We start from the raw sequence: 26,500 nt of genomic DNA on the forward strand, positions 1-26,500 counted from the left end.
TGAATAAAAAGAAAGTTCTAGAAAATAATTTCTAGAACTTTCTTATGACGTATTTTAGGTTTATGATTTTTCTCCGTATCGAGATTTTACATCTCCATACCACCAATTACCTAATTTACGTTGGATCCATGGTATAACCCATTTGTCTAATCCAAAGGCACGTCCTGAACCATTCATTAAGGCGAATGCTACGAATAAGAACCAAATATTTACCCAGTAGAACATTCCTGATAAACAAAACATTATAACTAAAACAATAGTGGTTGCATTTGCTAACCAAGTAAATAATCCAACGATAATCGCAAGAGCTAGAGCCACTTCAAATAATGTCATAAATTTTTGCATAAATAAAGCAACTTCAGTATTTGGCATCATGAATTTCATAATAGAGCCAAACCAGTCAGGCATTGATTTAAAGACAAGCATTGGTTCTTCACCAAAGGCATAACTTAATCCAAACGTTGGATCAGCAGTAGCAGTAGTTGCAGCAGCATCAGCGGCTTGAGAAGCACCTGATGTTGCATCAGCCGGTTGTAACCATTCAAACGGAAACGCAACAGTGTTGGTGAACCATGAGCCATCACCAAACCACGTACTTGGTTGTAATACTTTACCATTACCAATGACTTTTTTCATGGCTTCAACTAACCAAACACATCCGTAGAATACGCGTAATGGAACAGACCATAACACATTACTATTACGTGACGTATGCCCTCTGAAAACATTTCGTTCATCTTTAATTCGGAAAAATTCATGCATAATATATTGGAACATATAATAGCCTGAGCGAATATCAAAGAAGTATCTTAAGTTAATAATATGTTTCATCAACATTGCAAAGAATCCACTTAAATGGAATTTATCAAAGACACATGCAACAGCATACTTAGAACCAATGGATACCATGAAGCCATCATATTTTCCTTTATAAGCTTGTTTTTCAGTGCCGTTGATAGTAGCTAAAATATTTTTTGCTGCACACAGACCTGTTTGTTCAGCAGCTTGAACGATTTGTGGTGTTGGACGGTTTTCTTTGTCAGATTCTTCAAAGTAAACTAAATCTCCAACCACATAAATTCCTTTATCTTCAAATCCTTTTGCTTGCATGTATTCGTTTGAAAGCAAACGATTAGCACGAGCAGCAGGCATATCAAATTTTTCAGCGTCACTGTTTGCCTTGACACCAGCAGTCCAAATTAATGTGTGTGTTGGAATTTTTTCACCAGATTTTAACACGATGTGATCGTGGTTTACTTCAACGATTGGCATATCTTTTAAGATGCTAACGCCTTTTTTTGTTAGATATTTTTCAGCTTTAGCCGCATCATTACGATCTAGCATGTTTAAAATCGTTGGTGCTGCTTCGACAACCATTAAGTTAATGTCTTCTGGTTTAATTTTGTTGTTTTTAGCTAATCTATCTTTCCAGTCGATTAATTCACCGACCATCTCGATACCGGTAAATCCAGAACCACAAACAACAAAATTCAACATGGCGTTACGTTTGGCTTCATCAGGTTCAACTGCCGCTAAAGCAACGGTACGCTCGATGTGTTCTCTGATTTTAATGGCATCATCCATTGACCATAATGTAAACCCGTGTTCTTTCACACCAGGTGTACCAAAGTCATTAGGTTCTCCCCCCATACCTAATACTAGGTAGTCAAAAGAATAAGAACCTTGTTGTGTTTTCACCACTTTTTTCTCTTTATCAATCGTTGTGACAGTATCTGTTACAATACTTACATTTTTACGTTTACAAAATAAGCGTTGTAGATCATATTGGATTGCTTCAGGTTCAACACGTCCTCCGGCAACCTCATGTAATTCTGTCATCATTGTTTGATAGGAATGACGATCAATCAATGTGATATGAGCATCTGGATTTTTTTTCAATTTTTTTGATAACATCTTTGTGGCAGCTATCCCAGAATAACCTGCTCCGACAACTACTATTTCAGTTTTTGTCATAAAATACTCTCCTTTATTTATGTAACATATTTTGTGAATTGTGTAGAACAATAGCAAATAATAATTACGTGAAAAACTTTACACAATTACTTACAATTATACAGTTTTTCAAAATAAAAGTCTAACAAATATTTGATTTTATTGAAAATAGAGGGAATTAAGAGTAAGATTAGAAAAATGTGAAAAATGTGAAAAAATGAATAAAGTTGTTAAATGGCATTGCTATTTAAGTCACTATGTTATAAAATAACAAGTGATTAGAAGTTCACAAAGAATATAAAAAGGCGGGTTATTCATATGAAAATTAAAAAATTAGTATCAGGTGTTACAATGTTAGCTTTAACAACAGTATTATTAGCAGCTTGTGGTGGGGATAAAAAAGATGATACAGCTGCTTCATCAAGTACAGAAGCATCAAGTTCAGTTGTAGCTAAAGATTCATCATCAACAGAAGAATCATCAATGACAATTGGTGAATTAAAAGATGGAGAATATAAATTAGAAGAAAAAAATTATAACAATGGTTACCGTGTTGTATTTACTATTGTGGTAAAAGATGGCAAAATTACTGAATCTAACTATGATAATGTAAATGAAGCAGGGAAATCAAAAGTTGACGATGCTGAATACAACAAAAAAATGGAAGAAGTGACAAAAACGTCACCAAAAAAATACATTCCTGAGTTAAACAAAGCATTATTAGAAAAACAAAACCCTTCAGATATTGATACAATTACTGGGGCAACTCACTCAACAGATAGTTTCAAAGAATATGCAAAACAGTTAATTGAAGCAGCTGAAAAAGGTGATACTAAAACAATTGAAATTGATAATCAAGTAGAAAAATAAGGTTGAGTTTTGTTAAAATAATGAGTGGCAAGCTATTAAGTTTGCCACTATTTTTATTTTTAATAAATTATGGTGAGGAAAATAGATATGAAAAGAAAATTAACTACGAGTATTTTATTCTTAGCATTGACCAGTCTCTTAGTGGCAGGTTGTTCAGATAAAAAAACAGAAAAAAGTACTGATACCAAACAAGAAAAACTCGTTAAAGAACCCTATTCTGAAAGACAATTTTTAATGGGAACTTATGTACAAGTAAAAATATATAACAAAGGTAAAGAAGATGTCTTAAAAAAAGCATTTGATCGCATTGGTGTATTAGATAGAGAAATTACGGTTAATGAAAAAGGATCAGAAGTGGATGACATCAATGAACAAGCTGGTATAAAACCAGTAAAGGTCAGCTCGGATGTGTATGAGTTGATTAAGTCAGCTTTAAATTATACAAAGGATTCTAATGGTGGGTTTGATTTAGCTATTGGGCCAATTACTCAACTTTGGCATATTGGATTTGATGATGCGAGAAAGCCAGAACAAAGTGAAATCAATCAAGAATTGAAAAAAGTTGATTATAAAAAGGTTATACTAAATGATAAAGAACAAACCGTTTATTTAGAAGAAAAAGGGATGAGCTTAGATTTAGGAGCCATTGCTAAAGGGTATATTACAGACGAAGTAGTCGATGTTTTAAAAGAAAATGGCGTGACAAGTGCTATTGTCGATTTAGGTGGCAATGTCTATGTGTTAGGTGATAACCCTAAAAGCGAATCTGGCAACTGGAAAGTCGGTATTCAAGATCCTAACGAAGCGAGAAATACCGTTGTCGGAACAGTTGAGGAAAAAAACAAATCACTTGTCACATCCGGAATTTATGAACGTTATTTAAAAGTTGGAGATGATGTATATCATCATTTGTTTAACTCAAAAACAGGTTATCCATTTGATAATGATATTGCAGGTGTGACGATTGTTTCAGATACTTCTATTGCAGGGGATGCTCTGTCAACAGCAGTTTTTTCTAAAGGTGTTAAAGAAGGAATGGACTATGTTGATAGTTTAGATGGAGTGGATGCCATCTTTATTACAAAAGAAGATGATATTTATATTAGCAAGGGATTACAAGGTAATTTCAAATTAAATGAAGACTCTCCTTATAAAGTAAAAGATATTAAAGAGTTGAAATAGATTTAAAAAAGGAGAGGATTGTTTATGTCAATATTTTTTGAATTGGTGGAAATTCGCACAAAATTAGCGAGTGTTTTTCCTTATTTTATTGGATTGCTATTTTCTTTATACTATTTTGGTCAAGTGAATTGGTTTAATATGTGTTTGTTTTTTATCGGAATGTTTGTATTTGATATGGCAACAACGGCCATCAATAATTTAATGGATTATTTAAAAGCAAAAGATGATAGCTATCAACAATCAACTAATATTATCGGAAAAGCTGGGTTGGGAGTGTCAAAAGTTCGAAATATGATTATTGCGATGATTACTTTCTCAAGTATTATTGGGTTGTGGCTTGTAGTTCGGACTAGTTTGTTACTATTGCCTATGGGTGGGCTATGTTTTTTGATTGGTATTTTTTACACCTTTGGACCAGTCCCGCTATCAAGAATGCCACTGGGAGAGCTATTTAGTGGTGTCACAATGGGATTTGGGATATTTTTTATCACATTGTATTTAAACATCTATGATACAGGATTTTTATCACTTAATTTTGCTAATGGTCAGTTCATGTTATCAGGCAATATTAAGGAGTTAATCGTCAGTGTATGGGCATCTATTCCTATGATGTTTACTATAGCTAATATTATGCTAGCCAATAATTTATGTGATTTAGATCAAGATATTTTAAATCATCGTTACACATTGCCCTTTTATATAGGTAGAAAACAAGGTGTGTATCTGTTTGATTTGTTGATGTATGGTTGCTATATTGTGATTATACTAGGTGTTTTAGTTGGAATTTACCACTGGAGTATGTTAGTTGTGTTATTAACCTTTCCTATAATTAAAAAGAATGTGTCATTATTCAACCAAAACCAAGAAAAGGCAACCACTTTTTCTGTGGCAATCAAGAATTTAGTATTGTTTAATGGATCGCAGATGATTGGTTTACTGCTGGGGTTATTATTAAGAAAATAGATTAAAAGCATTTTATAGTGGTTTTACATGGAAGTAAAGCGATTATAAAATGCTTTTTTAGTCTGTAGACTTAAAATAAGTCTGTTATAGAAAAAATATCAAGAAATTAGTTGATGATTTTATAATCTATCAGTAATTTCGAATAATATTAGATTACTTAATAATATTTAAACTTGGTGTTATTAATCATGAATCTGTTGCTCGTTTTTTATATCACTATAAAATAATAAAACAATAATATACAATAAATAAATATAGAGCATAAAAAAATATGTTTATTTAATAAGATTTCATTTTTTTATTTAAAAAAGATAAAAAATAACTATAAATAATACAAAATGTTGAACTTTAGTTATAAAGTGATATAATACTAGTGTATTATCATAATATATAAGAAAAAATTAGGATAGATTAATCACATGAAATCTGAAGCTGCAGGACAAGATGCATGGGAAGAAGCAACAAAACCATCAACACCAAGTGAAGATTGGAATACACCAACAGCAGAAGAAGGAAAAACTACAGAAGATGCACACAAAGATGCATGGGAAAATGAAGCTAATGATGCATTAAAAGACTCTTCTAAAAAAGATGACGGAGTAAAAGACTCTTCTAAAAAAGTGGCAACAAAAACAATAGAAAAAAATGAGGTGAAGAATAATGAAAAAACTTTACCACAAACAAATGAAAAAATGAATATGGGATTAGTGATTGGCGGAATTTCATCAGCTTTAGCATCAGCTTTCATGTTCTTTAGAAGAAAATAATTTAATAAGGTTGTTAATTGCATGGGGATGAGAAGAGAAAGACGGTTACAAGAAACTACTTCTAAAAAAAAGAAAATTATAAAAATTATTATTATTCTCTTATTCATAGTATTTAGTGTATTTTATGCTAAATCAAAGATAAGTAAAACTATAACAAAAGAACCGTCAACTTCATATAATGTTAATAGTTCTGACATTGTTGAAGGTAAAAAAGTCCGAGACGCAATGAGTGCAATGAGAGATTTATATGAAGAGGGGTCCCCAAAAAAGTTAAAAGATAATTTGGATATGGAAACCTTAAAAAAAGTAAAAAAAAGTGTCGATAAATTAGACAATGGCAAATTAAAAGATCAATTGATGAATCAATTGAACCAAATAAGGGAACAAATTAATTGATTGAATTTACTTTTAAAGGAATAGTATACTGACTATTCCTTTTTTTATATATTTTTATTATTTTCACTATTTATTTATGATTTACTTTGATATGATAAAAGTGTCGATAAATTGAGGTGAAATACATGAAAATAACCATTAAAGAAATTGCTGCTATCACTGGTGTTTCTACTACGACTGTTTCTCAAATATTAAATAACAAAGGACAGCGATTTAGTGAGGAAACGCGTCTAAGAGTTTTGAAAGCGGTTGATGAATACGATTACATACCGGATTATTTTGCTAAAAATATGGTTCATAGAGAATCGAAAACAGTTGGGATGATTGTTCCAGATGTGACAGATTTATTTTTCTCAAAGGTGATTGAAGGTGTTGAAGCATATTTTAATAAAAAAGATTATATGATTTTATTATGTAATTCAAGACATTCAGCAAGGAAAGAAAAAGATTATATAAAACAGTTACAAAATAGATCAGTTGCTGGTATCTTATTAGCAAGTCCAAATTCGTTAAAGTTAGAGAGTGATTTAAAAGGAAGTCCATATATTTTAATTGATAGGGGGCTTAATACGAGAACAGAGGGAAATCTGTTAGTAAAAGAATATAGTGGTGTTTATCAAGCTATTCAACATTTGATTGATAATGGACATAATAGAATTGGTATGTTGACAAATGAATCTGGTTATTATGAAATGACAGAGCGATTTGATGCGTATTATCAATGTCTAAAAGATAATAATATTGAATATAATCCTGACTTTATTGCAGACGGTCCTGTAACGATAGAGGGTGGATACTTTGCAGCTAAAGCATTACTTGAAAAACAATTTATCACGGCATTATGTTGCGGAAATGATCAAATGGCAGTGGGAGCTTACAGAGCAGCCTATGAATTAGGTATATCTATTCCAAAAGATTTATCGGTGGTAGGATTTGATGACTTAGAACTCTCAGCTTTTTTAAATCCACCATTAACGACAGTAAAACAACCGGCTTTTGATATTGGTTATACAGCCGCCCAATATTTATTGCAAGAAATTGAGCACCCTAATGAAAGTATTCCTAACAAAACGTTCGAAACCACGTTTATTGAACGAGGTAGCACAACATCTATTGACAAAACATGAAAACGTGTTAAAATTTAATTGTAAGCGCTATTAGTTTAATATTACAATGAGTAAACCGATTTACTCAAGTAAGTTAGTTATAGTAAATCGGTTTACTTAATGGGAATTGAGGAACACATAATGAGAATGGTAGATTTAATAAAGAAGAAACGAGACGGTTTAGCTTTATCAAAAGATGAGATTGAATTTATTATTAATACCTATACTACAGGTGATGTAACGGATTATCAAATGAGTGCTCTTTTAATGGCAATATATTTTAATGATATGACAGATGAGGAAATTACATGGATGACTACAGCAATGAGTCAGTCAGGAGATATGATTGATTTATCAGCAATTCATGGTATAAAAGTAGACAAACATTCAACTGGTGGAGTAGGAGACACAACAACATTAGTATTAGCTCCTTTGGTGGCATCGGTTGGAGCAAAAGTAGCTAAAATGAGTGGTCGAGGATTAGGTCACACAGGTGGTACAATTGATAAATTAGAAGCGATACCAGGATTTAAAGTTGAACTAGAAAATGATGAATTTATAAAATTTGTAAATGAAAGTAATGTAGCAGTCACTGGTCAATCAGGTGATTTAGCCCCAGCAGATAAAAAGATTTATGCATTACGAGATGTGACAGCAACGGTGGACTCTATTCCACTAATTGCTAGTTCTATCATGAGTAAAAAGATTGCTTCTGGAGCGGATGCAATCGTTTTAGATGTGACCACTGGTGATGGTGCATTCATGAAGAGTTTAGAAGATGCGGAAAGACTTGCCCATACAATGGTAAGAATTGGTCATTTAGCTAATCGACAAACAATGGCAATTATTTCTGATATGTCACAACCTTTGGGAAATGCGATTGGGAATGCTAATGAGATAAAAGAAGCAATTGATGCATTAAAAGGTGAGGGACCAGAAGATTTAATGGAAATGGTCTATACACTTGGAAGTCAAATGGTTGTTCTAGCAGAAAAAGCGTCTACTTTAGAAGAAGCACGACAATTATTAGAAAACAGCATAACAAGTGGCGCGGCTGCGGATAAATTTAAAGAAATGATCCGTAATCAAGGTGGAGATGATTCTGTTGTTGATTTTCCTGAAAAATTACCACGAGCAAACTATATTATAGAAGTTCCAGCTAAAAAAACGGGTGTTGTTTCTAAAATAGTTGCAGACAAAATTGGTGTTGCAGCGATGCTTTTAGGAGCCGGTAGAAGAACAAAAGAAGAAAGCATAGACTATGCAGTTGGGTTGATTTTAAATAGAAAAGTAGGCGAAACAGTTTTTGAAGGAGAATCTTTAGTAACTATTCAATCAAATCGAGAAAATGTAGAAGATGTCTTAAAAGTTATTTATGACAGTATTGAGATTGGAGAGGTAGGAGAAGAACCTATCTTAATTCATAAAATTATAACCGAATAATAAAAAATATTGATAAAAAAATGTTCATATTATTCTAATGAATATTGATAAATTCTCTTAAAAATAGTATCTTTAATTTTAGAAGTAATATAAATGATTAAAGTCTTTTTTACCTAATTTATTATAAAATAACAGTGATTTATAACTTTACTCGTCTATTAAGTAATGTTAACAAAGTAAGAGTTTTCAAATGAGAAGTCAGATTAAGTAATTAAATATAACAGAATTGGTATAGTTATGATAGGTTGGTAAAAGAGATGTTTCTTATCAAAAAGAGGGGGCGGGCGATATCAAAATAAGTTGATAAAGTCTTTGGGTTGATGTTCGTAGGTAATAAAGATAGGAGATATATTATGACAGTAAACAAAAATTGGATTGACCATGCAACACATGCGTATCATCAAGCATATGTTCCTTATTCTGAATTTCCTGTAGGCGCTGCTCTTGTGACTAAGTCAGGAAAAGTGTATGAAGGATGCAATATTGAAAATGCATCATTTGGGTTAACAAACTGTGCAGAAAGAACAGCCATTTTTAAAGCTATCTCAGAAGGTGAAAAAGAATTTGAGCATTTAGTGGTTATTGGTAATACGAAAGAACCAATTTCTCCTTGTGGGGCATGTAGACAAGTTTTAGTCGAATTTTGTAAGCCAGATATGCCAATTACATTATGTAATTTAAATGGTGATACAAAAGAAACAACAATGCAAGAGCTACTTCCTTATTCATTTGTCGAAGTAGAAAAATAACTATCAACTAAAAATTATAAGCGGAGGTTTTTCAAAAATGAAAAAATCAACAAAAATTGGTGCAGGACTATTAGTTATGGGATTAGCAGTGACGTTAACAGCTTGTGGGGGAAATAAAGCAGGTGGTAACGTTGGTGGAAAAACAACTTCAGGTGAAAAACCAGATCAAACAGTTCATACAGCAGCAATCGTGACTGACGTTGGTGGTGTGGATGATAAATCGTTTAACCAAGGTGCTTGGGAAGGTTTGAAAGAGTGGGGAGAAGCTAACAAACTTGAAAAAGGTGCTAATGGTTATGATTACTTCCAATCAACAGATGCCTCTCAATATACAACAAATATTGATCAAGCTGTCGCAAGTAAATTTGAAACTATTTTTGGGATTGGGTACTTATTAACAGATGCTATTTCAGCAGCAGCAGATCAAAATAAAGACACACAATTTGGTATCGTAGACTCAGTTATTGAGGGAAAAGATAATGTAGTATCTTTAACATTTAAGGATAATGAAGCAGCTTACTTGGCAGGGATTGCAGCAGCGTATTCTACTAAAACAGATAAAGTTGGATTTGTTGGAGGAGAAGAAGGGGCAGTTATTGACCGTTTTGAAGCAGGATTTGTTAAAGGTGTTGAAGATGGAGCAAAAGAATTAGATAAAAAAATTAAAGTAGACGTTCAATATGCAGCATCATTTGGTGACCCTGCTAAAGGTAAAGCTTTAGCTGCCAATATGTACCAAAACGGTGTGGATATTATTTACCATGCTTCAGGTGGTACTGGTGCAGGAGTCTTCCAAGAAGCTAAAGACTTAAATGAAAAACAATCAGCAGACAAACGTGTTTGGGTGATTGGTGTAGATAGAGATCAAGAAGAAGATGGTAACTACAAAGACAAAGATGGTAAAGAAGAAAACTTCACCTTAACATCAAGTATTAAAGGTGTGGGAACTGCTGTTAAAGACGTAACTGAAAAAGCTCAAAAAGGTGAATTCCCTGGTGGAGACGTATTAGTTTATGGTCTTAAAGAAGGCGGAGTTGATTTATCTAAAGGGCATTTAGATCAAAAAGCAATTGATGCAGTAGAAAAAGCTCGTAAAGAAGTTATTGATGGAAAAGTAGAAGTTCCAGAAAAACCAGCTAAAAAATAAAAATTGTTGAAAAGTTGTTGATAGAAAACTTTATGGGAAACGTTCAAAATAAACTGAATAACTTTTCCATAAAGTTTTTCTTTTAGGCTTTAAAGGAATGGGAAAAGTAAGTTTTCTCTTTCCTTCAAAGTCTAAACTTTGAAGTGTGATAATGATAAAGAGGTGTGAAGTCATGAATGAGGAAAACTATGTCATAGAAATGCGGAATATCACAAAACAATTTGGTGATTTCAAAGCAAATGACAACATCAATCTCCAAATTAGAAAAGGCGAAATTCATGCGTTATTGGGTGAAAATGGTGCAGGAAAATCAACCTTGATGAATGTATTATCAGGATTACTACAGCCGACTAGTGGACAAATCTATATGGATGGTCAACCAGTAACGATTGCTAATCCAACTGATGCCAAACGTTTAGGAATCGGGATGGTCCATCAGCATTTTATGTTGGTAGATGCTTTTACGGTAACTGAAAATATTATTTTAGGTGATGAACCAACAAAATCTGGTGTGCTGGATAAGAAAAAATCAGTGGAAGATTTAAAACGAATCTCAGAACAATACGGTATGGAAGTTAATCCAGATGCCTTAATCAGTGATATTTCAGTTGGAATGCAACAACGTGTTGAGATTTTAAAAACATTGTATCGTGGCGCGAATATTTTAATTTTTGATGAGCCGACAGCGGTATTAACACCTCAAGAAATTGATGAGTTGATTATGACCATGAAGGAATTAGTAAAAGAAGGTAAATCAATCATTATTATTACGCACAAGTTAGATGAAATTAAAAAAGTGGCGGATAGATGTACGGTAATTCGTCGTGGTAAGAGTATTGAAACAGTGAACGTAAAAGATGTTAGTTCACAACAATTAGCTGATTTAATGGTCGGTCGTTCGGTATCATTTAAGACAGAAAAAGAACCATCAAATCCTAAAGAAGTCATTTTATCGGTTAAAGATTTACATGTAAAAGATAATCGTGGACTTGAAGCAATTAAAGGATTAGATTTAGATGTTCGAGCTGGAGAAGTTGTTGGGATTGCTGGTATTGATGGGAATGGTCAAACAGAATTAATCCAAGCTATTACAGGTCTTAAGAAAATTGAATCTGGTAAAGTGATGTTACGTGATAAGGACATAACGAATTTAAAACCTCGTCAAATCACTGAATCAAGTGTAGGACATGTTCCTGAAGACAGACATAAATATGGTCTTGTTCTAGACATGACATTATCTGAAAATATTGCCTTACAAACTTATTATCACGAACCGTTTAGTAAGAATGGTGTACTGAATTATAACTACATGGATTCTTATGCGAGAAAATTAATCGAAGAGTATGATGTTCGTACAACAAGTGAACATGCACAAGCTAAGTCACTTTCAGGTGGTAATCAACAAAAAGCGATTATCGCTCGTGAAATGGATAGAGATCCTGAGTTACTAATTGTTTCTCAGCCAACTCGTGGGTTAGACGTTGGAGCGATTGAGTACATTCATAAACGTTTGATTAATCACCGTGATAAAGGCAATGCTGTTTTAGTAGTCAGTTTTGAATTAGAAGAAATATTAAATGTGTCGGACCGAATTGCTGTTATCCATGCAGGCCAAATCGTCGGGATTGTTGATCCAAAAGAAACAACAGAAAACGAGTTAGGATTATTAATGGCTGGATACACATTGGAAGAAGCACGACGAGAATTAGGGACAGAGGTAGGTGTAACTAATGAGTAATTTTAAATTTAGTAAGATGAATGGAATCTTGGTTCCTATTTTATCGGTTATTATGGGATTTGTATTAGGTGCTATTATTATGTTGCTATTTGGTTATAACCCAGTTCAAGGGTATCAAGCCATGTTGACAACAGCATTTCAATCACCAAAAAGTATTGGTGAAATTTTTGTAACAGCTGGGCCTTTAATTTTTACGGCTTTAGGATTTTCTGTGGCAAGTGCTGCTGGATTCTTTAATATCGGGCTTTCAGGTCAGGCGTTGGCTGGTTGGGTAGCAAGTATCTGGGTTGGACTTTCAATGGGAGACTCGCCAAGATTAATTGCCTTAACTGCAGCTATTTTAGCAGGGGTGATTGCTGGAGCTTTAACAGCGGCGATACCTGGTTTATTAAGAGCTTATTTTGGAACAAGTGAAGTCATTGTTACAATCATGATGAACTATATTTTACTTTATACAAGTACACATATCGTTAATAATGTTATTCCAGAGAAATTTATTTCAACTAAAGGAACTACTAAATTGATTGGGGAAAATGTGTCTCTTAGAACAGAGTTTTTAACCTCAATTAGTAATGGCTCTCGTTTGAATTTAGGTATTATCTTTGCTTTTATTTTCTTAATCTTGATTTGGTTTTTAATGAAGAAAACCACATTAGGTTATGAAATTACAGCTGTTGGTTTAAACCCATTTGCATCAGAATATGCAGGGATGAGTAGTAAACGTATTATTGTGTTATCAATGGTCATCTCAGGAGCATTAGCTGGTATGGGTGGCGTTGTGTATGGATTAGGAACATTTGGTAACTTCTTTGTTCAAGGTAACTCATTAAGTATTGGATTTGATGGTATGGCAGTCTCATTACTTGGTGGAGGATCATCCATCGGTATTTTACTATCCTCTTTATTGTTTAGTATCCTAAAATTAGGTGGACAAGGTATGCCAATATTGGCTGGTGTACCAACTGAATTGGTTGATGTTGTTATTGCTTCTATCATCTTCTTTGTTGGTATTAGCTACTTAATCAAATTGATTTTAACAAAACTTGAAACAAAAAAAGAACCAAAAGCTAGCAAAGTTGAAGGAGGTAAAGCGTGATGGCAGCAGATACTATGTCAACAGTTGCGTCTATTATTACGCAAACACTTGTTTATTCAACACCTCTTGTTTTTACAGCATTAGGCGGAACATTTTCAGAACGTGGAGGGATTGTTAACGTTGGGTTAGAAGGTATCATGGTGATGGGTGCATTCAGCTCAGTTGTGTTTAACATTACGTATGCCGGAGTTTTTGGCGTTTGGACACCATGGATTGCTTTATTAGTCGGTGGAATTGTCGGAATGATTTTCTCATTACTTCATGCTGTAGCAACAATTAACTTGCGTGCTGATCATATTATTAGTGGTACTGTTATCAACTTGATGGCACCAGCTTTAAGTATTTTCTTAGTTAAAGTGTTATATGGTAAAGGTCAAACAGACCAAGTGCCACAAACATTTGGTTATTGGGAAGTTCCTGGGTTAAGTAAGATTCCAGTGATTGGGCCATTATTATTTGAAAAAACATCAGCACCAGCCTTCTTAGCTATTTTAGTGTCAGTCCTTGCGTGGTTTGTCATTTATAAAACACGCTTTGGCTTGAGATTACGCTCAGTAGGTGAAAATCCTCAAGCAGCTGATACTTTAGGGATTAATGTTTATGGTATGAAATATTCAGGTGTATTAATTTCTGGCTTTTTAGGCGGTATTGGTGGAGCAGTATTTGCTCAAACCATTGCTGGACGTTTTGCTGTAACAACTATATCAGGTCAAGGTTTCATCTCAATGGCTGCGATGATCTTTGGTAAATGGAACCCACTTGGTGCAATGGGAGCAGCTCTATTCTTTGGATTTGCTCAAAACTTGAGTATTGTAGGAGACAGCATTCCACTTATTTCAAGTATTCCAAAAGTGTACCTACAAAGTGCTCCATACGCGTTAACGATTATTGTGTTAGTATTGTTCTTAGGTAAAGCACAAGGACCTAAAGCAGGCGGTAAAACATATATTAAATCTAAATAGTAATTAACTCCTTCCTCTAGTTCCTCTAAATAGAGGGAGGTTTTAAAATATAAAAATGACTTGGAAGAAGGAATGGTAATGTTTAAAAGAATTCATTTAGTAGTACTAGATTCTGTTGGAATTGGTGAAGCTCCTGACGCTGAAAAATTTGGCGATGTTGGAAGTCACACACTAGGTCATATAGCTGAGCATGGGTTACATGTTCCTAATATGGAAGAATTAGGTCTTGGAACAATTGAACCTTTAAAAGGTGTCAAAGCGATTGAAGATCATAAAGGCTATGCGACTAAACTAGAAGAAGTATCTGTTGGTAAAGACACAATGACTGGTCATTGGGAAATTGCTGGATTAAACATTCAAACACCTTTTAGAGTATTCCCTGAAGGTTTCCCTCAAGATTTATTAGACAAAATCACTGAATTTTCTGGTCGTGGCATTATTATGGGTGCTAATAAACCATATAGTGGCACACAAGTTATTGAAGATTTTGGTGAAGAACAAATGAAAACAGGGGACTTAATTATCTACACATCAGCTGACCCTGTGTTACAAATTGCTGCTCATGAAGATGTGATTCCATTAGAAGAATTATACAAAATTTGTGAGTACACTCGTGAAATCACGAAAGATGATCCTTACATGATTGGTCGTATTATCGCGAGACCTTACTTAGGTGAACCTGGTAACTTTAAACGTACAGCTAACCGTCATGACTATGCCCTTGATCCATTTGGTCGTACGGTTTTAAATGAATTAAAAGATGCTGGAAAAGATGTTATCGCAGTTGGTAAAATCAACGATATCTTTAACGGTCAAGGAATGACAGAAGCAATCCGTACGGCTTCAAATATGGATGGCGTGGATAAATTATTAGACGTAATGAAACAAGATTTTGAAGGAGTAAGTTTTACTAACTTGGTTGACTTTGATGCGTTATTTGGACACAGAAGAGATACACCAGGTTATGCTAAAGCATTAGAAGACTTTGATGCCCGTTTACCAGAGATTTATGCTAATATGCAAGAAGATGATTTATTATTAATTACAGCAGACCATGGAAATGATCCAACATTCCCAGGAACAGATCATACTCGCGAGTATGTACCATTACTTGCTTACAGCAAAAAAATGAAAGGTCATGGTCAATTGCCACAAGGATACTATGCAGATATCTCTGCGACAATTGCAGATAACTTTGATGTTAAACCAACTGAAAACGGAAAAAGCTTTTTAGAATTATTGAAATAAGGGAGACTATAACATGTCATTAAGCGAAAAATTAGCAGCAACATCACAATATATTAAAGAAAAAGGGGTAGGAGCCGTTGATTTTGGTCTTATCCTAGGATCAGGATTAGGAGAACTTGCTGACGAGATTACCGATCGCGTAGTTATTCCTTATGAAGACATTCCGCATTTTCCTGTATCAACAGTGGTAGGTCATGCAGGACAACTTGTTTACGGAACATTATCTGGTAAAAAAGTTCTAGCAATGCAAGGACGCTTCCATTATTATGAAGGTCATTCAATGCAGACTGTCACATTCCCAGTGAGAGTGATGAAAGCTTTAGGAGCAGATTCATTAATCGTAACAAATGCAGCTGGTGGCGTAAATACAAGTTTTTCACCGGGTGATTTGATGTTAATTACTGATCAAATTAACTTTACCGGTGACAATCCTTTAATGGGGTTAAACGAAGAAGATTTAGGTCCACGTTTCCCTGATATGTCAGAAGCTTATAACAAAGCATATGGTGAAGTAACGAAAAAAGTAGCACAAGAACTATCTATTCACTTACAAAAAGGTGTTTATATGGGATTCTCTGGTCCAACTTATGAAACACCAGCAGAAGTACGTATGGCACGTGTGATGGGTGCGGATGCTGTTGGTATGTCAACTGTCCCTGAAGTGATTGTAGCTAACCACATGTCAATGAAAGTATTAGGTATTACATGTGTGACAAATTTGGCTGCAGGTATGCAAGCTAACTTAAATCATGAAGAAGTAGTTGAAACAACAGAACGAGTGAAAGCTGATTTTAAAGAACTAGTGAAACGTACACTAGAAAAACTTTAATTTAAAGGAGACTGAAGAATGAGCGTACATATTGGAGCAAAACAGGGAGAAATTGCAGATAAAATATTACTTCCAGGAGATCCATTAAGAGCGAAATATATCGCCGAAACATTTTTAGAAGATCCTAAGTGTTACAATGAAGTTCGTGGGATGTTAGGATATACTGGAACGTATAAAGGCCATAAAGTATCCGTTCAAGGAACTGGTATGGGAATGCCTTCAGCAGCTATCTATGCGAATGAATTAATTCGCGAGTATGATGTGAAAAAATTATTGCGTGTAGGAACATGTGGTGCGATTCGTAACGATGTACATGTGAGAGATTTAGTGTTAGCTCAAGCGGCAGCAACCAATTCTGCGATTATTCGTAAAGATTTTCCTACTTTTGATTTCCCGCAAATTGCTGATTTTGATTTATTAACGACAGCGTATGATATTGCTAAAGAAAAAGGATTTAATATTCATGTTGGAAATGTATTATCAAATGATACGTTTTACTCAGATGATAATTCAGACGTCTTTAAATTAGGTGAATATGGTGTGTTAGGTGTTGAGATGGAAGCAGCAGTACTTTACTATTTAGCAGCTAAATACAACGTCCAAGCTCTTGCTTTGATGACAGTGAGTGATCACATGATTACTGGTGAAGAAACCACATCAGAAGAACGTCAAACGACATTTAATGACATGATGATTGTTGGTCTAGAAACATTAATTAAAGAAAATTAAATGAAAAAACGAGTAAGAGGTAGTGTCTTACTCGTTTTTTATTGGATATAGTAAATAATTAAACTAGCTAAAGCAAAAAGATTGAGGATAAACTCTTTCTTTTTAGCTTTTTTTGTTTTCATAAAAAGAAAGAATGAAATTATTGTGGCAACAATAAAAGATATTAATTTCCACGTATCAAGTTGTTGAGACATATAATGTTGCACTACTAAATAATAAGTTCCTATTAGAGACAGTAAACCAAGGAGAAGAAATATAGGCTGTCTTGATAGATATGAATACATTCCTTGAGTAAAAATCGTTAAAAATAACACAATAAAAAATGAAAAGACAAATGGTTTTATTAATTCAAAATCATAATCAAAAGGGTAGCTAATGGTCAGCAGTTGATTAAATACAATTCCTTTAAAGAAAGCATTGGTAAACGAATAAAAAAGTGAGTCAACATAGTAAAACTGTTTTGAAAAAATCATTATTTGAAAGAGTTCATAGGCTAATAAAATTATTCCAAATTGAATCGCTGTTTGTTGAATAATCAAGTAAATCAACACAGCACTGATGATAAGTTTTAATCCATAGATGGCAATAGGCATGGAACGTCCTTTTTTATAAGTATTTTTCCCAATGAGTTGAAAAAAATCACTCAGTAATAAATAAAGAATCATATAGTTTAAAATTAAGGCACCATGGCTACTATTTTTCAAAAATAAAATGCCAGGTATAAGGGAAATAGTTGTTTGTAAAATGGCAATAAGAAAGGTTAGTGGAATATTTTTCCACAAAGTAGGTTTTGGTTGCAAAATATATCTCCTTGTATGTTATTGATAATAACACTTTATGGCAATAATATAAAAAGGTCAAGATTATCGGTTAAATTATGTAGGTAAAAAGTGAAAAATCTGATATACTGACTTATGTTGCAAGATTCCCGATAGGATTTACATCTCGTGTAAAGATGCCTTGTAACCGACTATATTTAGGGGGAATGAATGATGAAAGAAAGAAAATTATTCACGTCAGAGTCTGTATCGGAAGGACATCCTGACAAAGTAGCAGACCAAATAAGTGATGCGATATTAGATGCGATACTAGAAAAGGACCCAATGGCTCGAGTAGCTTGCGAAACAAGTGTTACAACAGGATTGGTCTTAGTATTTGGAGAAATTACCACAAGTGCTTATGTTGATATTCAAAAAGTAGTGAGGGATACAATAAAAAGCATTGGGTATACACGTGCAAAATATGGTTTTGACGGAGATACATGTGCCGTCATGGTTGCCATTGATGAGCAATCACCAGATATTGCACAAGGAGTTGATGCGTCACTTGAAACACGTGAAACCTCAACTAGTGAAGAAGATTTAGGTGCCGGAGACCAAGGATTAATGTTTGGATTTGCTATTGATGAAACACCAGAATTAATGCCTTTACCAATTGCTCTAAGTCATAGAATCACACAAAAATTATCAGAATTAAGAAAAAATGATACACTATCTTATTTACGTCCAGATGCTAAATCTCAGGTGACGGTTGAATATGATGAAGAAGGCAATCCATTACGTGTTGATGCGATTGTTGTGAGTACACAACATGATGAAGACACAACATTGGAACAAATTCAAAAAGATGTTACCGAGTTAGTCATAAAAGAAGTGATTCCAAGTGAATTACTTGATGATAAAACAAAATACTATATTAATCCAACTGGTCGCTTTGTTATAGGTGGACCTCAGGGAGATTCTGGTTTAACAGGTCGAAAAATTATTGTTGATACCTATGGAGGATACGCTCGCCACGGTGGTGGAGCATTTTCTGGAAAAGATGCGACAAAAGTTGACCGTTCAGCAAGTTATGCTGCCAGATATATTGCAAAAAATATCGTCGCAGCAGGTTTAGCGACAAAATGTGAAGTTCAACTTGCTTATGCCATTGGGGTAGCTCAACCTGTTTCGATTTCGATTGAAACATTTGGAACAAGCGATTACAAAGAATCAGAACTGATTGCTGCTGTGAGATCCTTGTTTAATCTATCACCAACTGGTATTATAAACATGTTGGACTTAAGACGTCCCATCTACCAAAAAACAGCTGCATACGGTCATTTTGGACGTGATGATGAAGACTTTACCTGGGAAAAAACAGATAAAGTGGATGAATTAAAACAATTTTTAGCAAAATAAAAAATAACAATAATCCTTATTTGGCAAGTACTTTGGCTGATAAGGATTATTATTTTGAGGAGGAAACCATGCAACAAAAAAGAGAAACAAATGTTAAAATTATCACTGCTTGCGTATTTATCGCTACTTTTATGACAGCAGTGGAAGGGACCATTGTATCAACCGCTATGCCAACGATTGTTGGGTCATTAAAAGGCATTAGTATTATGAATTGGGTTTTTTCCATTTATCTATTAACCAATGCTATGATGACACCGATTTATGGTAAATTAGCAGATAAAATTGGGAGAAAACCGATTTATTTGATTGGAGTCTTTATTTTTATTATTGGTTCTGCTTTATCAGGAATGAGTCAAAATATGATGCAATTAATTATTTTTCGAGCGATTCAAGGAATTGGGGCAGGTTCTATTGTTCCAGTATCTTTAACCATTATTGCGGATATTTATCCAGTTGATAAACGAGCCGGTGTTTTAGGATTAAATAGTGCGGCTTGGGGGATAGCTAGTATTGTGGGGCCACTTGCGGGAGGATTTATAGTGGATGCTCTGAGTTGGCATTGGATTTTCTTAATCAATGTACCAATCGGTATTATGTTAATGATATTAGTATGGATTTACTTGATTGAAGAAAAACGCGAAGTTGAGAAAAGTCCAATTGACTACATGGGAAGTTTCTATATGATAACTATGTTACTGTCATTATTGTATGGTGTTCAAAAAATTAATGATGGCTTTAACTTAATTACCGTTATTGCTTTTGCAATTTTTATTCTCAGTTTAGTATTGTTTGTCAGAACAGAAAAAAAAGCACAAGATCCAGTTATTTCTCTTGACCTTTTCAAAAATCGCACCTTTGTGTTGGTTAATTTGATTGCGGCATTAATTAGTGGATTCTTAATGGGTGTTGAAGTGTACATTCCGATGTGGATGCAAGGAGTTGTTGGGAAATCTGCTGCACTAGGAGGAATTGTGTTAGCTCCTATGTCAGTTATCTGGATGTTCGGCTCATTTGCTGGGGGACGAGCGATGAAAAAATGGCATCATCGTTTAGCCATTGTCATTAGTATGTTGCCAATATTAATTAGTTCTGTTTTCTTAACATTAGTTGATAAAGGAACACCGTATGGACTCTTCTTGGTTTTCTCTGGAATTATGGGGATAGGATTTGGGATGACGATGACCTTATTAACTGTTTTAGCTCAAACCTCTGTTTCTAAGCAATTTACAGGTGTTGCCACATCATTTTTTACGTTATCTCGAACAATTGGACAAACCATTATGATTTCAATTTTTGGTTTAGCATTAAATAAGACGATGGATACACAGCTAGAAAGTAGTATGGTTCCAGGAGCAACAAAAGATATGATGAATGAGCTAATCAATCCACATACTGCATCAGGATTACCAACAGAGTTGATTGGTGGTTTACGTGATATTTTATATAATAGTATCCATACTGTTTTTTTTATTGGCTTACTTTTGGTGATTGCATCATATGTTTTAAATTATTTTCAAGAAAAAGAGTCAGTTAAAAATACCCACATCGTTAATTAAACGATGTGGGTATTTTTTACATTAATTCCACAGTTTCTAGAGCTTTTGTAACATTAAGATAGGCATCTTCGGTTAATTTTTTTCGCTTATCATAAGAAATATTGGTATTAATGTCATGTAAATGATGACCAATATTTACGATATTACGTTCAATCGTTTCAGCAAAGTTTAGTTCTTTACTAGAAAATTGTTCAGAATGTTTTTTGAAATCTTCTTTTAGCTGTTTGACTAAAGATTGGGCATCTTGGTAAATTCCAGCATACTGATCAGATTCTAGTGACTCCATAATGGTGTTATCTTTTTCAAGAATGACTAGTAAATCTTCTTTTAGTTTTTTAAATGGATAGTGATATCTTTAAATGTTTCGGCTTTTGATATGGTCATGTTAATCACTCCTATAATTTTTTTCAAAACGATTTGTTTATAGAATTCATTTTCGTAGTTAAATAAATTTTTTTTGTAAACAAAATACGAATAAATTCAAAATAATTAAAAAATAAATGGTTTTTTGTACACATAAACACCATTATTTTGTAATAAATTAAACACTAACTTGAGAAAAGTGGAAAATATATTCCGAGACATAATATTGGTGTAGCTTACTTAATTGAGCAATTAGATAATGATATAAAAAAATTTTTATAATTGAACCATTGATTGGTTGTATATCCCAAAAGATGTCAAAAAATTAAGTCATTTAAACAGAGCTACAGAAATTGGTGATGTAGTTGAAGCAAGAGATGGTCATACTTACTTATTAATTGAAGCTATTCATCGAGAAGATAGTGAGGAAGCCCAAGATGTGTTACTGTATATCATAATTATTGTTCATACAAAAGAACAAGTGAATGATTATACAGTTGAAATTATTGGAGACAATGACTCAACTTTTGATCGTTTAGTAGATGAGTGGAGAATAGTGTGAAATAAGCTATTTTAAGAACCTAACATATTTTATGTTAGGTTCTGTTTACTTACATAAGTTACAAAAGTATCATTAATTACAAATTGTTAACTTTTTCACAAATAGCCGTTAAGATATGTATGTAAAGCAAAGGAGCATGCAACCTTTTGTGATATAACACACAATGATTAATGGAGGATTTATATATGAATATAGGAGAAGTCATAAAAACTACCATGACTGATATGAATATTATCAGTGCGATAACATCAACAGTATTTATTATTTTATTAGGATTCTTTTGTCGCAAGAAAGGTATTTTCTCGTCAGAAGTAGGAAAAATTTTATCAAAAGTTGTTTTAAGTGTAGCTCTACCAGCCTTGGCATTTAACGCATTTATGCAAGATATTAAAAGTGAAACACTAAAACAAGGAATGAACGTGTTAATTTGGGGTATTGTCATTTATATTATTTTAATTTTCGTTTCTAAGCCATTATTTATGAAATATAAAGGCGACAAACAAGATACTCTACGCGTATTAACTATTTTTGGATCAACTACATTTTTTGGTACACCAATCGTTAGTGCTATTTACGGACCAATTGGTGTGATGTTTTCTTCAATCTTTAATATAGGTTACCGAATTTTCTTATACTCATATGGCTACATTAAAATGAGTGGATTAAAAATGGAGCTTAAAAATATAAAAACAATGTTTTTAAATCCAATTGTTATTGCAACGTTTGCTGGTTTATTCATTTGGATTTTCCAAGGATACTTACCACAAGTTAGTGTGACCAATGCAGAAGGTGTTGTGAATCAAGTGGCATTCTTACGTATTGATCAAACAGCAGTATGGTTATTTAAACCAATGACTTATTTAGCTGGATTAGCTTCACCACTTGCTTGGTTATCAATCGGGGCTACTTTAGGTGAAGTAAGCTTTAAAGATGCAGCTTCAGATAAAACATCTTGGTACTACAGTGCAATGAAGGTAATTGTTGTACCAGTTATAAACATTGTATTATTAGCGATTTTAACTATGACTCACATTTTACCAGTAAGTTACGAAGCATTAGCAACTATCGTCATCATGATGGCTGCACCAACAGCGACAGTAGCGGCTGCTTATGCGATTAGTTTTGATAAGAAACCACTTCTAGCTTCAAATGCTTCTCTTATTTCAACAGTATTAGCTGTTGTCATGACGCCAATATGGATTGTAGTGCTAGAAATGATTAGTAAAATGGGTATTTTTTAACATAAAACATGATTAAGAAAGAAGAGAGATAGAGATGACATTCAAAATAGCTTGTTACGGTGTACGACCAAATGAGGTAGCGTACTTTAATGATTTAAACAAATATAACTATGACTTAACATTGATTGAAGAATTATTAACACATGATAATATTGAAACAGCTTATAACCATGATGCAGTCTTATTACGAGGAAATTGTGTGGCTGATAGAGAAAACATTGAGAAAATGTCAGAACATGGTGTGAAATATGTCTTTACACGTACAGTTGGTTTTAATCATATTGACTTAGATGCAGCAAGAGATTATCACATGGAAGTGGCAAGAGTACCATCATACTCTCCTAATGCTATTGCTGAATTGTCATTGACTTTAGCTATGATGTTGTTAAGACATACTTCTTATATGACCATGAGAACAAGCCATAAAAACTTTATTGTTGATAATACCATGTTCAGTAAAGAAATTAGAAATTGTAAAGTGGGAATTATTGGGACTGGAAAAATTGGTTTGACAGAAGCGAAGTTATTTGCCGGATTAGGTGCGACAGTATTAGGATATGATATTTATGAAAATGATGCAGCAAAAGAGATTTTAACCTATACAGATTTAAACGATTTATTAGCACAATCTGATATTGTTAGCATTCATGTACCATATATTCCTGGTGAAAACGATCAAATGATTAATGCCGAATTTATTAGTAAAATGAAAAAAGGAGCTATCTTAATTAATACAGCTCGTGGAGAATTACAAGATAACCAAGCCATTTTAGAAGCGTTAAAGACAAATCATTTAGAAGGATTTGGAACAGATGTATTTGCTAATGAGAAAGATTTATTCTTTAAACAATTTGGTGAGGATCAACCTTTACCTGATCCAACAGTTGAAGAGTTAATTTCTCTCTACCCTAGAGTATTGGTTACTCCTCATGTAGGGTCAAATACAGATGAGGCTTTAACAAACATGATTGAAACAAGCTTTGAGAACTTCCATTCAGTATTAGAATCTGGAAAAACAGCTAATAGTGTTTTATAAAAAATACCCCCTCCAATAACGATTGGAGGGGGTTAACTTATGTTCTTTTATAACGTATAATGGGTCGCCCAACTTCTTGGTACACAATATCCTCTGTTAAGTAATTTGATTCAACTAAAAAGGTTAAATATTTTTTAGTCGAAATACGAGATATTCCAATTTTTTTTGCTAGTTCTTCAGTTGAAAAAGAAGTAGTTTCTTCATTGATTTTTTCTAATACTTTTTCCATTGTTAGTTTTGCTAGGCCTTTAGGTAAATCATTACTTAAAGAAAAATTAGCAGATGTGCTATTAGTCGAGTGCTCGTTGAATAGGACATCAATATTTTGTTGATTAGCGTATTTAAGTTGACTGAATAATTTTTTTTGGTTCATAACTTTTTGTATGGATGATAAAAAGCGTTCTGCGGTAAAAGGTTTGACTAAGTAGTCTATTACCCCAAGTGCTAGAGCTTGTTGAATGGTTTCAATATCATTGGCTGCGGTAATAAGAATGACTGGAACTTGATTATTTTCTTTGCGTAATTCAGCTAAAAATTCAATCCCTGTTTCATTGGGTAGGTAATTATCTAATAAAATAACCTCTACTCTTTTTTCTTGTAAGAGTTTCTTAGCATCTTGTGTTGTTCGATAATTCCCTACAATGTTTATAGTTGGGATAGTTTTTAAAAAGTCTTCATTTAATTTTGCTACCATTGGATCATCTTCAATAATTAGAACGTTCATGGGTTCCTCCTTATTCTATTAATGGTAATTCTATGTAGACCGTCGCACCAATATCATCATTATTAGTGATATCAATTAAACCACCATGTTCATTGACGATGCGATAAATGGCATGGAGACCATATCCTCTTCCTATCCCTTTAGTAGAGAATCCTTTTTGAAAGAGTTTTTCAACATCAGTATGTTGAATACCACAACCACTATCTATCACTTCAATAATTAGGATACTTCCTTCCATTTCATAGGTTATTAGGAGATTAACGTTTTTAATTATTTCTTCTTTAGTCGCATCAATGGCGTTATCCAATAAATTACCTAATATTTGAATAGTATGGTGTACAGTATCATCGATGGTTAAGTCAGGTAAAAAAGATGAAGGGTCTAATGTTAAATTAACGTTTTGTTCTTTTGCTTCATTGATTTTTCCAAGAATAAAACCAGCAATAGCAGGAGATTTAATGATATCAGTAACATGGCCAACTTCCTTTTGGTAGTCATGACTAATTTGTTGAATGTAATCTTGGACTAAATCATATTTTTTCTGTTCAATGAGTCCCATGATAACATGAGTCTTATTCATAAACTCGTGTGTTTGTGCTCTTAGAGCATCAATATATTGTTGGCTTCCACTTAGTGTGTGGATCAGTTGACTCATCTCTGATTGATCTCTAAAAGTGATTACTGATCCATTAAAAGTATCATGAACCATAATAGGCGAAATGGTTGCAATAAGAGTTGTGGTGTTTAGTAGTAATTCTTGATCAGTTTGTTTGTGTTGCAGAGTGAAGCATTCTTTAAAAAAGATAGTATATAATCGCGGATCAATCACCTCATTTTCAATCAGTCTAAATGATGGATCAATAGAAGTTAATAGATTAAAAGCAGCTTGGTTTATAAGAGTAATTTCTTGATCTTTATTAATGGCAATGATACCTTCATTGATTTCATCATTAATCCATTGTTTTTCTTGAACCAATTTAGAAATATCTTGTGGTTCTAATCCAAGCAGAATACGTTTTATGGCAGTACTACTGATGATAGCACCTATTATTCCGACAAATAACCCAATCAATAAAATAAGGGTTATTTTAGCTTGTAAGTTATTAATCTCACCTTGTAACGTATTAAGTGTAATCCCAGCACAGATAACACCTATAATGTGATTATTATCATCTTTAACTGGAACAAAAAAACGAATTCCATCTCCTAGTACTCCTTTTTTTTGAGAAAAATGAGATTCTCCGTTAAGTGTTTTTCTAGCATCATCCAAGTCAGAAAAGGGTTGTCCAATAACGTCAGGGTTTGGATGAGATAATCGAATGAGTTCTTTGTCTAATACAACAATAAAATCCATATTACTGATAGCCGCAACTTCTAATGAAAGAGTTTGGATGTCTTTGGATGTTTTATCTTGAATTAAAGCATCTTTTACTTGTTCATCTGTAGCAAATACCTTGGCAATGGTCGACATTTTATCCTTGGCATGTTTGTATTCATTTTTAACAACATAGTGTTCAATATATAAAGAAGACAGTACTAGCGAAATAAGTGTTGTTAGAAGTACGATAAATATAATAATGGCTCTTAATGAAAACCGACTCATAAATTGACTAATTTTTTGTTGCATGGTTATAGGATACTCCTTCATAAATCGTATTAT

The 26,500-nt window shown here is 33.4% G+C and carries 24 protein-coding genes, 1 pseudogene and 1 riboswitch; of the genes and pseudogenes, 20 read left to right on the top strand and 5 right to left on the bottom strand.

What is annotated here, in order from left to right:
- Window positions 1–60: 60 nt before the first annotated feature.
- Window positions 61–1,974: an NAD(P)/FAD-dependent oxidoreductase gene (locus MN187_RS00100; RefSeq protein WP_117973780.1), complete on the bottom strand. Its 1,914-nt coding sequence runs from the start codon at window positions 1,972–1,974 to the stop codon at window positions 61–63.
- A gap of 297 nt (window positions 1,975–2,271) precedes the next feature.
- Here MN187_RS00100 and MN187_RS00105 point away from each other — a divergent pair.
- The 15 genes and pseudogenes from MN187_RS00105 to deoD all read left to right on the top strand — a co-directional run.
- A pseudogene (locus MN187_RS00105) lies at window positions 2,272–2,808 on the top strand (FMN-binding protein); the annotation flags it as partial.
- A 102-nt stretch (window positions 2,809–2,910) separates the two neighbouring features.
- Entirely contained in the window at window positions 2,911–4,005 is a 1,095-nt protein-coding gene (locus MN187_RS00110) for an FAD:protein FMN transferase (RefSeq protein WP_117973784.1), read from the top strand.
- A gap of 18 nt (window positions 4,006–4,023) precedes the next feature.
- Window positions 4,024–4,968, top strand: a complete 945-nt coding sequence (gene menA, locus MN187_RS00115) for a 1,4-dihydroxy-2-naphthoate polyprenyltransferase (RefSeq protein WP_242093944.1) — start codon at window positions 4,024–4,026, stop codon at window positions 4,966–4,968.
- A gap of 419 nt (window positions 4,969–5,387) precedes the next feature.
- A complete protein-coding gene (locus MN187_RS00120; RefSeq protein WP_242093946.1) occupies window positions 5,388–5,735 on the top strand; it encodes an LPXTG cell wall anchor domain-containing protein in 348 nt (115 codons plus the stop codon).
- A 21-nt stretch (window positions 5,736–5,756) separates the two neighbouring features.
- Window positions 5,757–6,131, top strand: a complete 375-nt coding sequence (locus MN187_RS00125; protein WP_242093948.1) for a hypothetical protein — start codon at window positions 5,757–5,759, stop codon at window positions 6,129–6,131.
- 125 nt (window positions 6,132–6,256) lie between these two features.
- Window positions 6,257–7,258 (top strand): LacI family DNA-binding transcriptional regulator, encoded by a 1,002-nt coding sequence (locus MN187_RS00130; protein ID WP_242093950.1) that lies wholly within the window; start codon window positions 6,257–6,259, stop codon window positions 7,256–7,258.
- 120 nt (window positions 7,259–7,378) lie between these two features.
- Complete coding sequence (locus MN187_RS00135) at window positions 7,379–8,680, top strand: pyrimidine-nucleoside phosphorylase (protein ID WP_242093952.1); 1,302 nt, start codon at window positions 7,379–7,381, stop codon at window positions 8,678–8,680.
- A gap of 350 nt (window positions 8,681–9,030) precedes the next feature.
- On the top strand, window positions 9,031–9,429 hold the full coding sequence (locus tag MN187_RS00140) for a cytidine deaminase (protein WP_370448245.1): 399 nt from the start codon (window positions 9,031–9,033) through the stop codon (window positions 9,427–9,429).
- Between the two features lie 37 nt (window positions 9,430–9,466).
- A complete protein-coding gene (locus MN187_RS00145; protein WP_117973800.1) occupies window positions 9,467–10,576 on the top strand; it encodes a BMP family lipoprotein in 1,110 nt (369 codons plus the stop codon).
- A 172-nt stretch (window positions 10,577–10,748) separates the two neighbouring features.
- Entirely contained in the window at window positions 10,749–12,314 is a 1,566-nt protein-coding gene (locus tag MN187_RS00150; RefSeq protein ID WP_117973801.1) for an ABC transporter ATP-binding protein, read from the top strand.
- Window positions 12,307–13,410: an ABC transporter permease gene (locus MN187_RS00155; RefSeq protein WP_117973803.1), complete on the top strand. Its 1,104-nt coding sequence runs from the start codon at window positions 12,307–12,309 to the stop codon at window positions 13,408–13,410. The genes MN187_RS00150 and MN187_RS00155 overlap by 8 nt, the downstream gene beginning before the upstream one ends.
- Window positions 13,410–14,372, top strand: a complete 963-nt coding sequence (locus MN187_RS00160; RefSeq protein WP_233541939.1) for an ABC transporter permease — start codon at window positions 13,410–13,412, stop codon at window positions 14,370–14,372. The genes MN187_RS00155 and MN187_RS00160 overlap by 1 nt, the downstream gene beginning before the upstream one ends.
- 78 nt (window positions 14,373–14,450) lie before the next feature.
- Entirely contained in the window at window positions 14,451–15,620 is a 1,170-nt protein-coding gene (gene deoB, locus MN187_RS00165) for a phosphopentomutase (RefSeq protein ID WP_117973805.1), read from the top strand.
- Window positions 15,621–15,633: 13 nt separating this feature from the next.
- Window positions 15,634–16,449, top strand: coding sequence for a purine-nucleoside phosphorylase (locus MN187_RS00170; RefSeq protein ID WP_079346545.1), 816 nt, complete (start codon window positions 15,634–15,636; stop codon window positions 16,447–16,449).
- A gap of 18 nt (window positions 16,450–16,467) precedes the next feature.
- Window positions 16,468–17,178 (top strand): purine-nucleoside phosphorylase, encoded by a 711-nt coding sequence (gene deoD / locus MN187_RS00175; RefSeq protein WP_117973807.1) that lies wholly within the window; start codon window positions 16,468–16,470, stop codon window positions 17,176–17,178.
- Window positions 17,179–17,216: 38 nt separating this feature from the next.
- Here the strand turns inward: deoD and MN187_RS00180 are convergent, their stop codons facing one another.
- Window positions 17,217–17,978, bottom strand: coding sequence for a hypothetical protein (locus tag MN187_RS00180; protein WP_117973809.1), 762 nt, complete (start codon window positions 17,976–17,978; stop codon window positions 17,217–17,219).
- Between the two features lie 112 nt (window positions 17,979–18,090).
- Window positions 18,091–18,173: riboswitch (SMK box riboswitch) on the top strand.
- Here MN187_RS00180 and metK point away from each other — a divergent pair.
- Both metK and MN187_RS00190 read left to right on the top strand, forming a co-directional pair.
- Complete coding sequence (gene metK, locus MN187_RS00185) at window positions 18,171–19,358, top strand: methionine adenosyltransferase (protein ID WP_117973811.1); 1,188 nt, start codon at window positions 18,171–18,173, stop codon at window positions 19,356–19,358. (Overlaps the previous riboswitch by 3 nt.)
- Before the next feature lie 68 nt (window positions 19,359–19,426).
- Window positions 19,427–20,914: an MDR family MFS transporter gene (locus MN187_RS00190; protein ID WP_242093954.1), complete on the top strand. Its 1,488-nt coding sequence runs from the start codon at window positions 19,427–19,429 to the stop codon at window positions 20,912–20,914.
- Between the two features lie 16 nt (window positions 20,915–20,930).
- Here the strand turns inward: MN187_RS00190 and MN187_RS00195 are convergent, their stop codons facing one another.
- Window positions 20,931–21,200, bottom strand: coding sequence for a hypothetical protein (locus MN187_RS00195; RefSeq protein ID WP_241699664.1), 270 nt, complete (start codon window positions 21,198–21,200; stop codon window positions 20,931–20,933).
- A 375-nt stretch (window positions 21,201–21,575) separates the two neighbouring features.
- Between MN187_RS00195 and MN187_RS00200 the strand changes: the two genes are divergently transcribed.
- From MN187_RS00200 to MN187_RS00210, 3 genes are all read left to right on the top strand, one after another.
- Window positions 21,576–21,839, top strand: coding sequence for a hypothetical protein (locus MN187_RS00200; RefSeq protein WP_242093956.1), 264 nt, complete (start codon window positions 21,576–21,578; stop codon window positions 21,837–21,839).
- 185 nt (window positions 21,840–22,024) lie between these two features.
- A complete protein-coding gene (locus MN187_RS00205; RefSeq protein WP_117973819.1) occupies window positions 22,025–23,080 on the top strand; it encodes an AEC family transporter in 1,056 nt (351 codons plus the stop codon).
- Between the two features lie 34 nt (window positions 23,081–23,114).
- Window positions 23,115–24,116, top strand: coding sequence for a 2-hydroxyacid dehydrogenase (locus MN187_RS00210; protein ID WP_117973821.1), 1,002 nt, complete (start codon window positions 23,115–23,117; stop codon window positions 24,114–24,116).
- Window positions 24,117–24,153: 37 nt separating this feature from the next.
- On the opposite strand, the gene MN187_RS00215 is transcribed toward MN187_RS00210, so the two are convergent.
- Together MN187_RS00215 and MN187_RS00220 are read right to left on the bottom strand one after the other, a co-directional pair.
- The gene (locus MN187_RS00215; protein ID WP_117973823.1) at window positions 24,154–24,840 is read right to left on the bottom strand and encodes a response regulator; all 687 of its coding nucleotides are present in this window, start codon (window positions 24,838–24,840) and stop codon (window positions 24,154–24,156) included.
- 10 nt (window positions 24,841–24,850) lie between these two features.
- Complete coding sequence (locus tag MN187_RS00220) at window positions 24,851–26,467, bottom strand: ATP-binding protein (RefSeq protein ID WP_158559460.1); 1,617 nt, start codon at window positions 26,465–26,467, stop codon at window positions 24,851–24,853.
- Window positions 26,468–26,500 lie beyond the last annotated feature (33 nt).

The sequence above is a fragment of the Vagococcus sp. CY52-2 genome (assembly GCF_022655055.1).
Taxonomy (GTDB): domain Bacteria; phylum Bacillota; class Bacilli; order Lactobacillales; family Vagococcaceae; genus Vagococcus.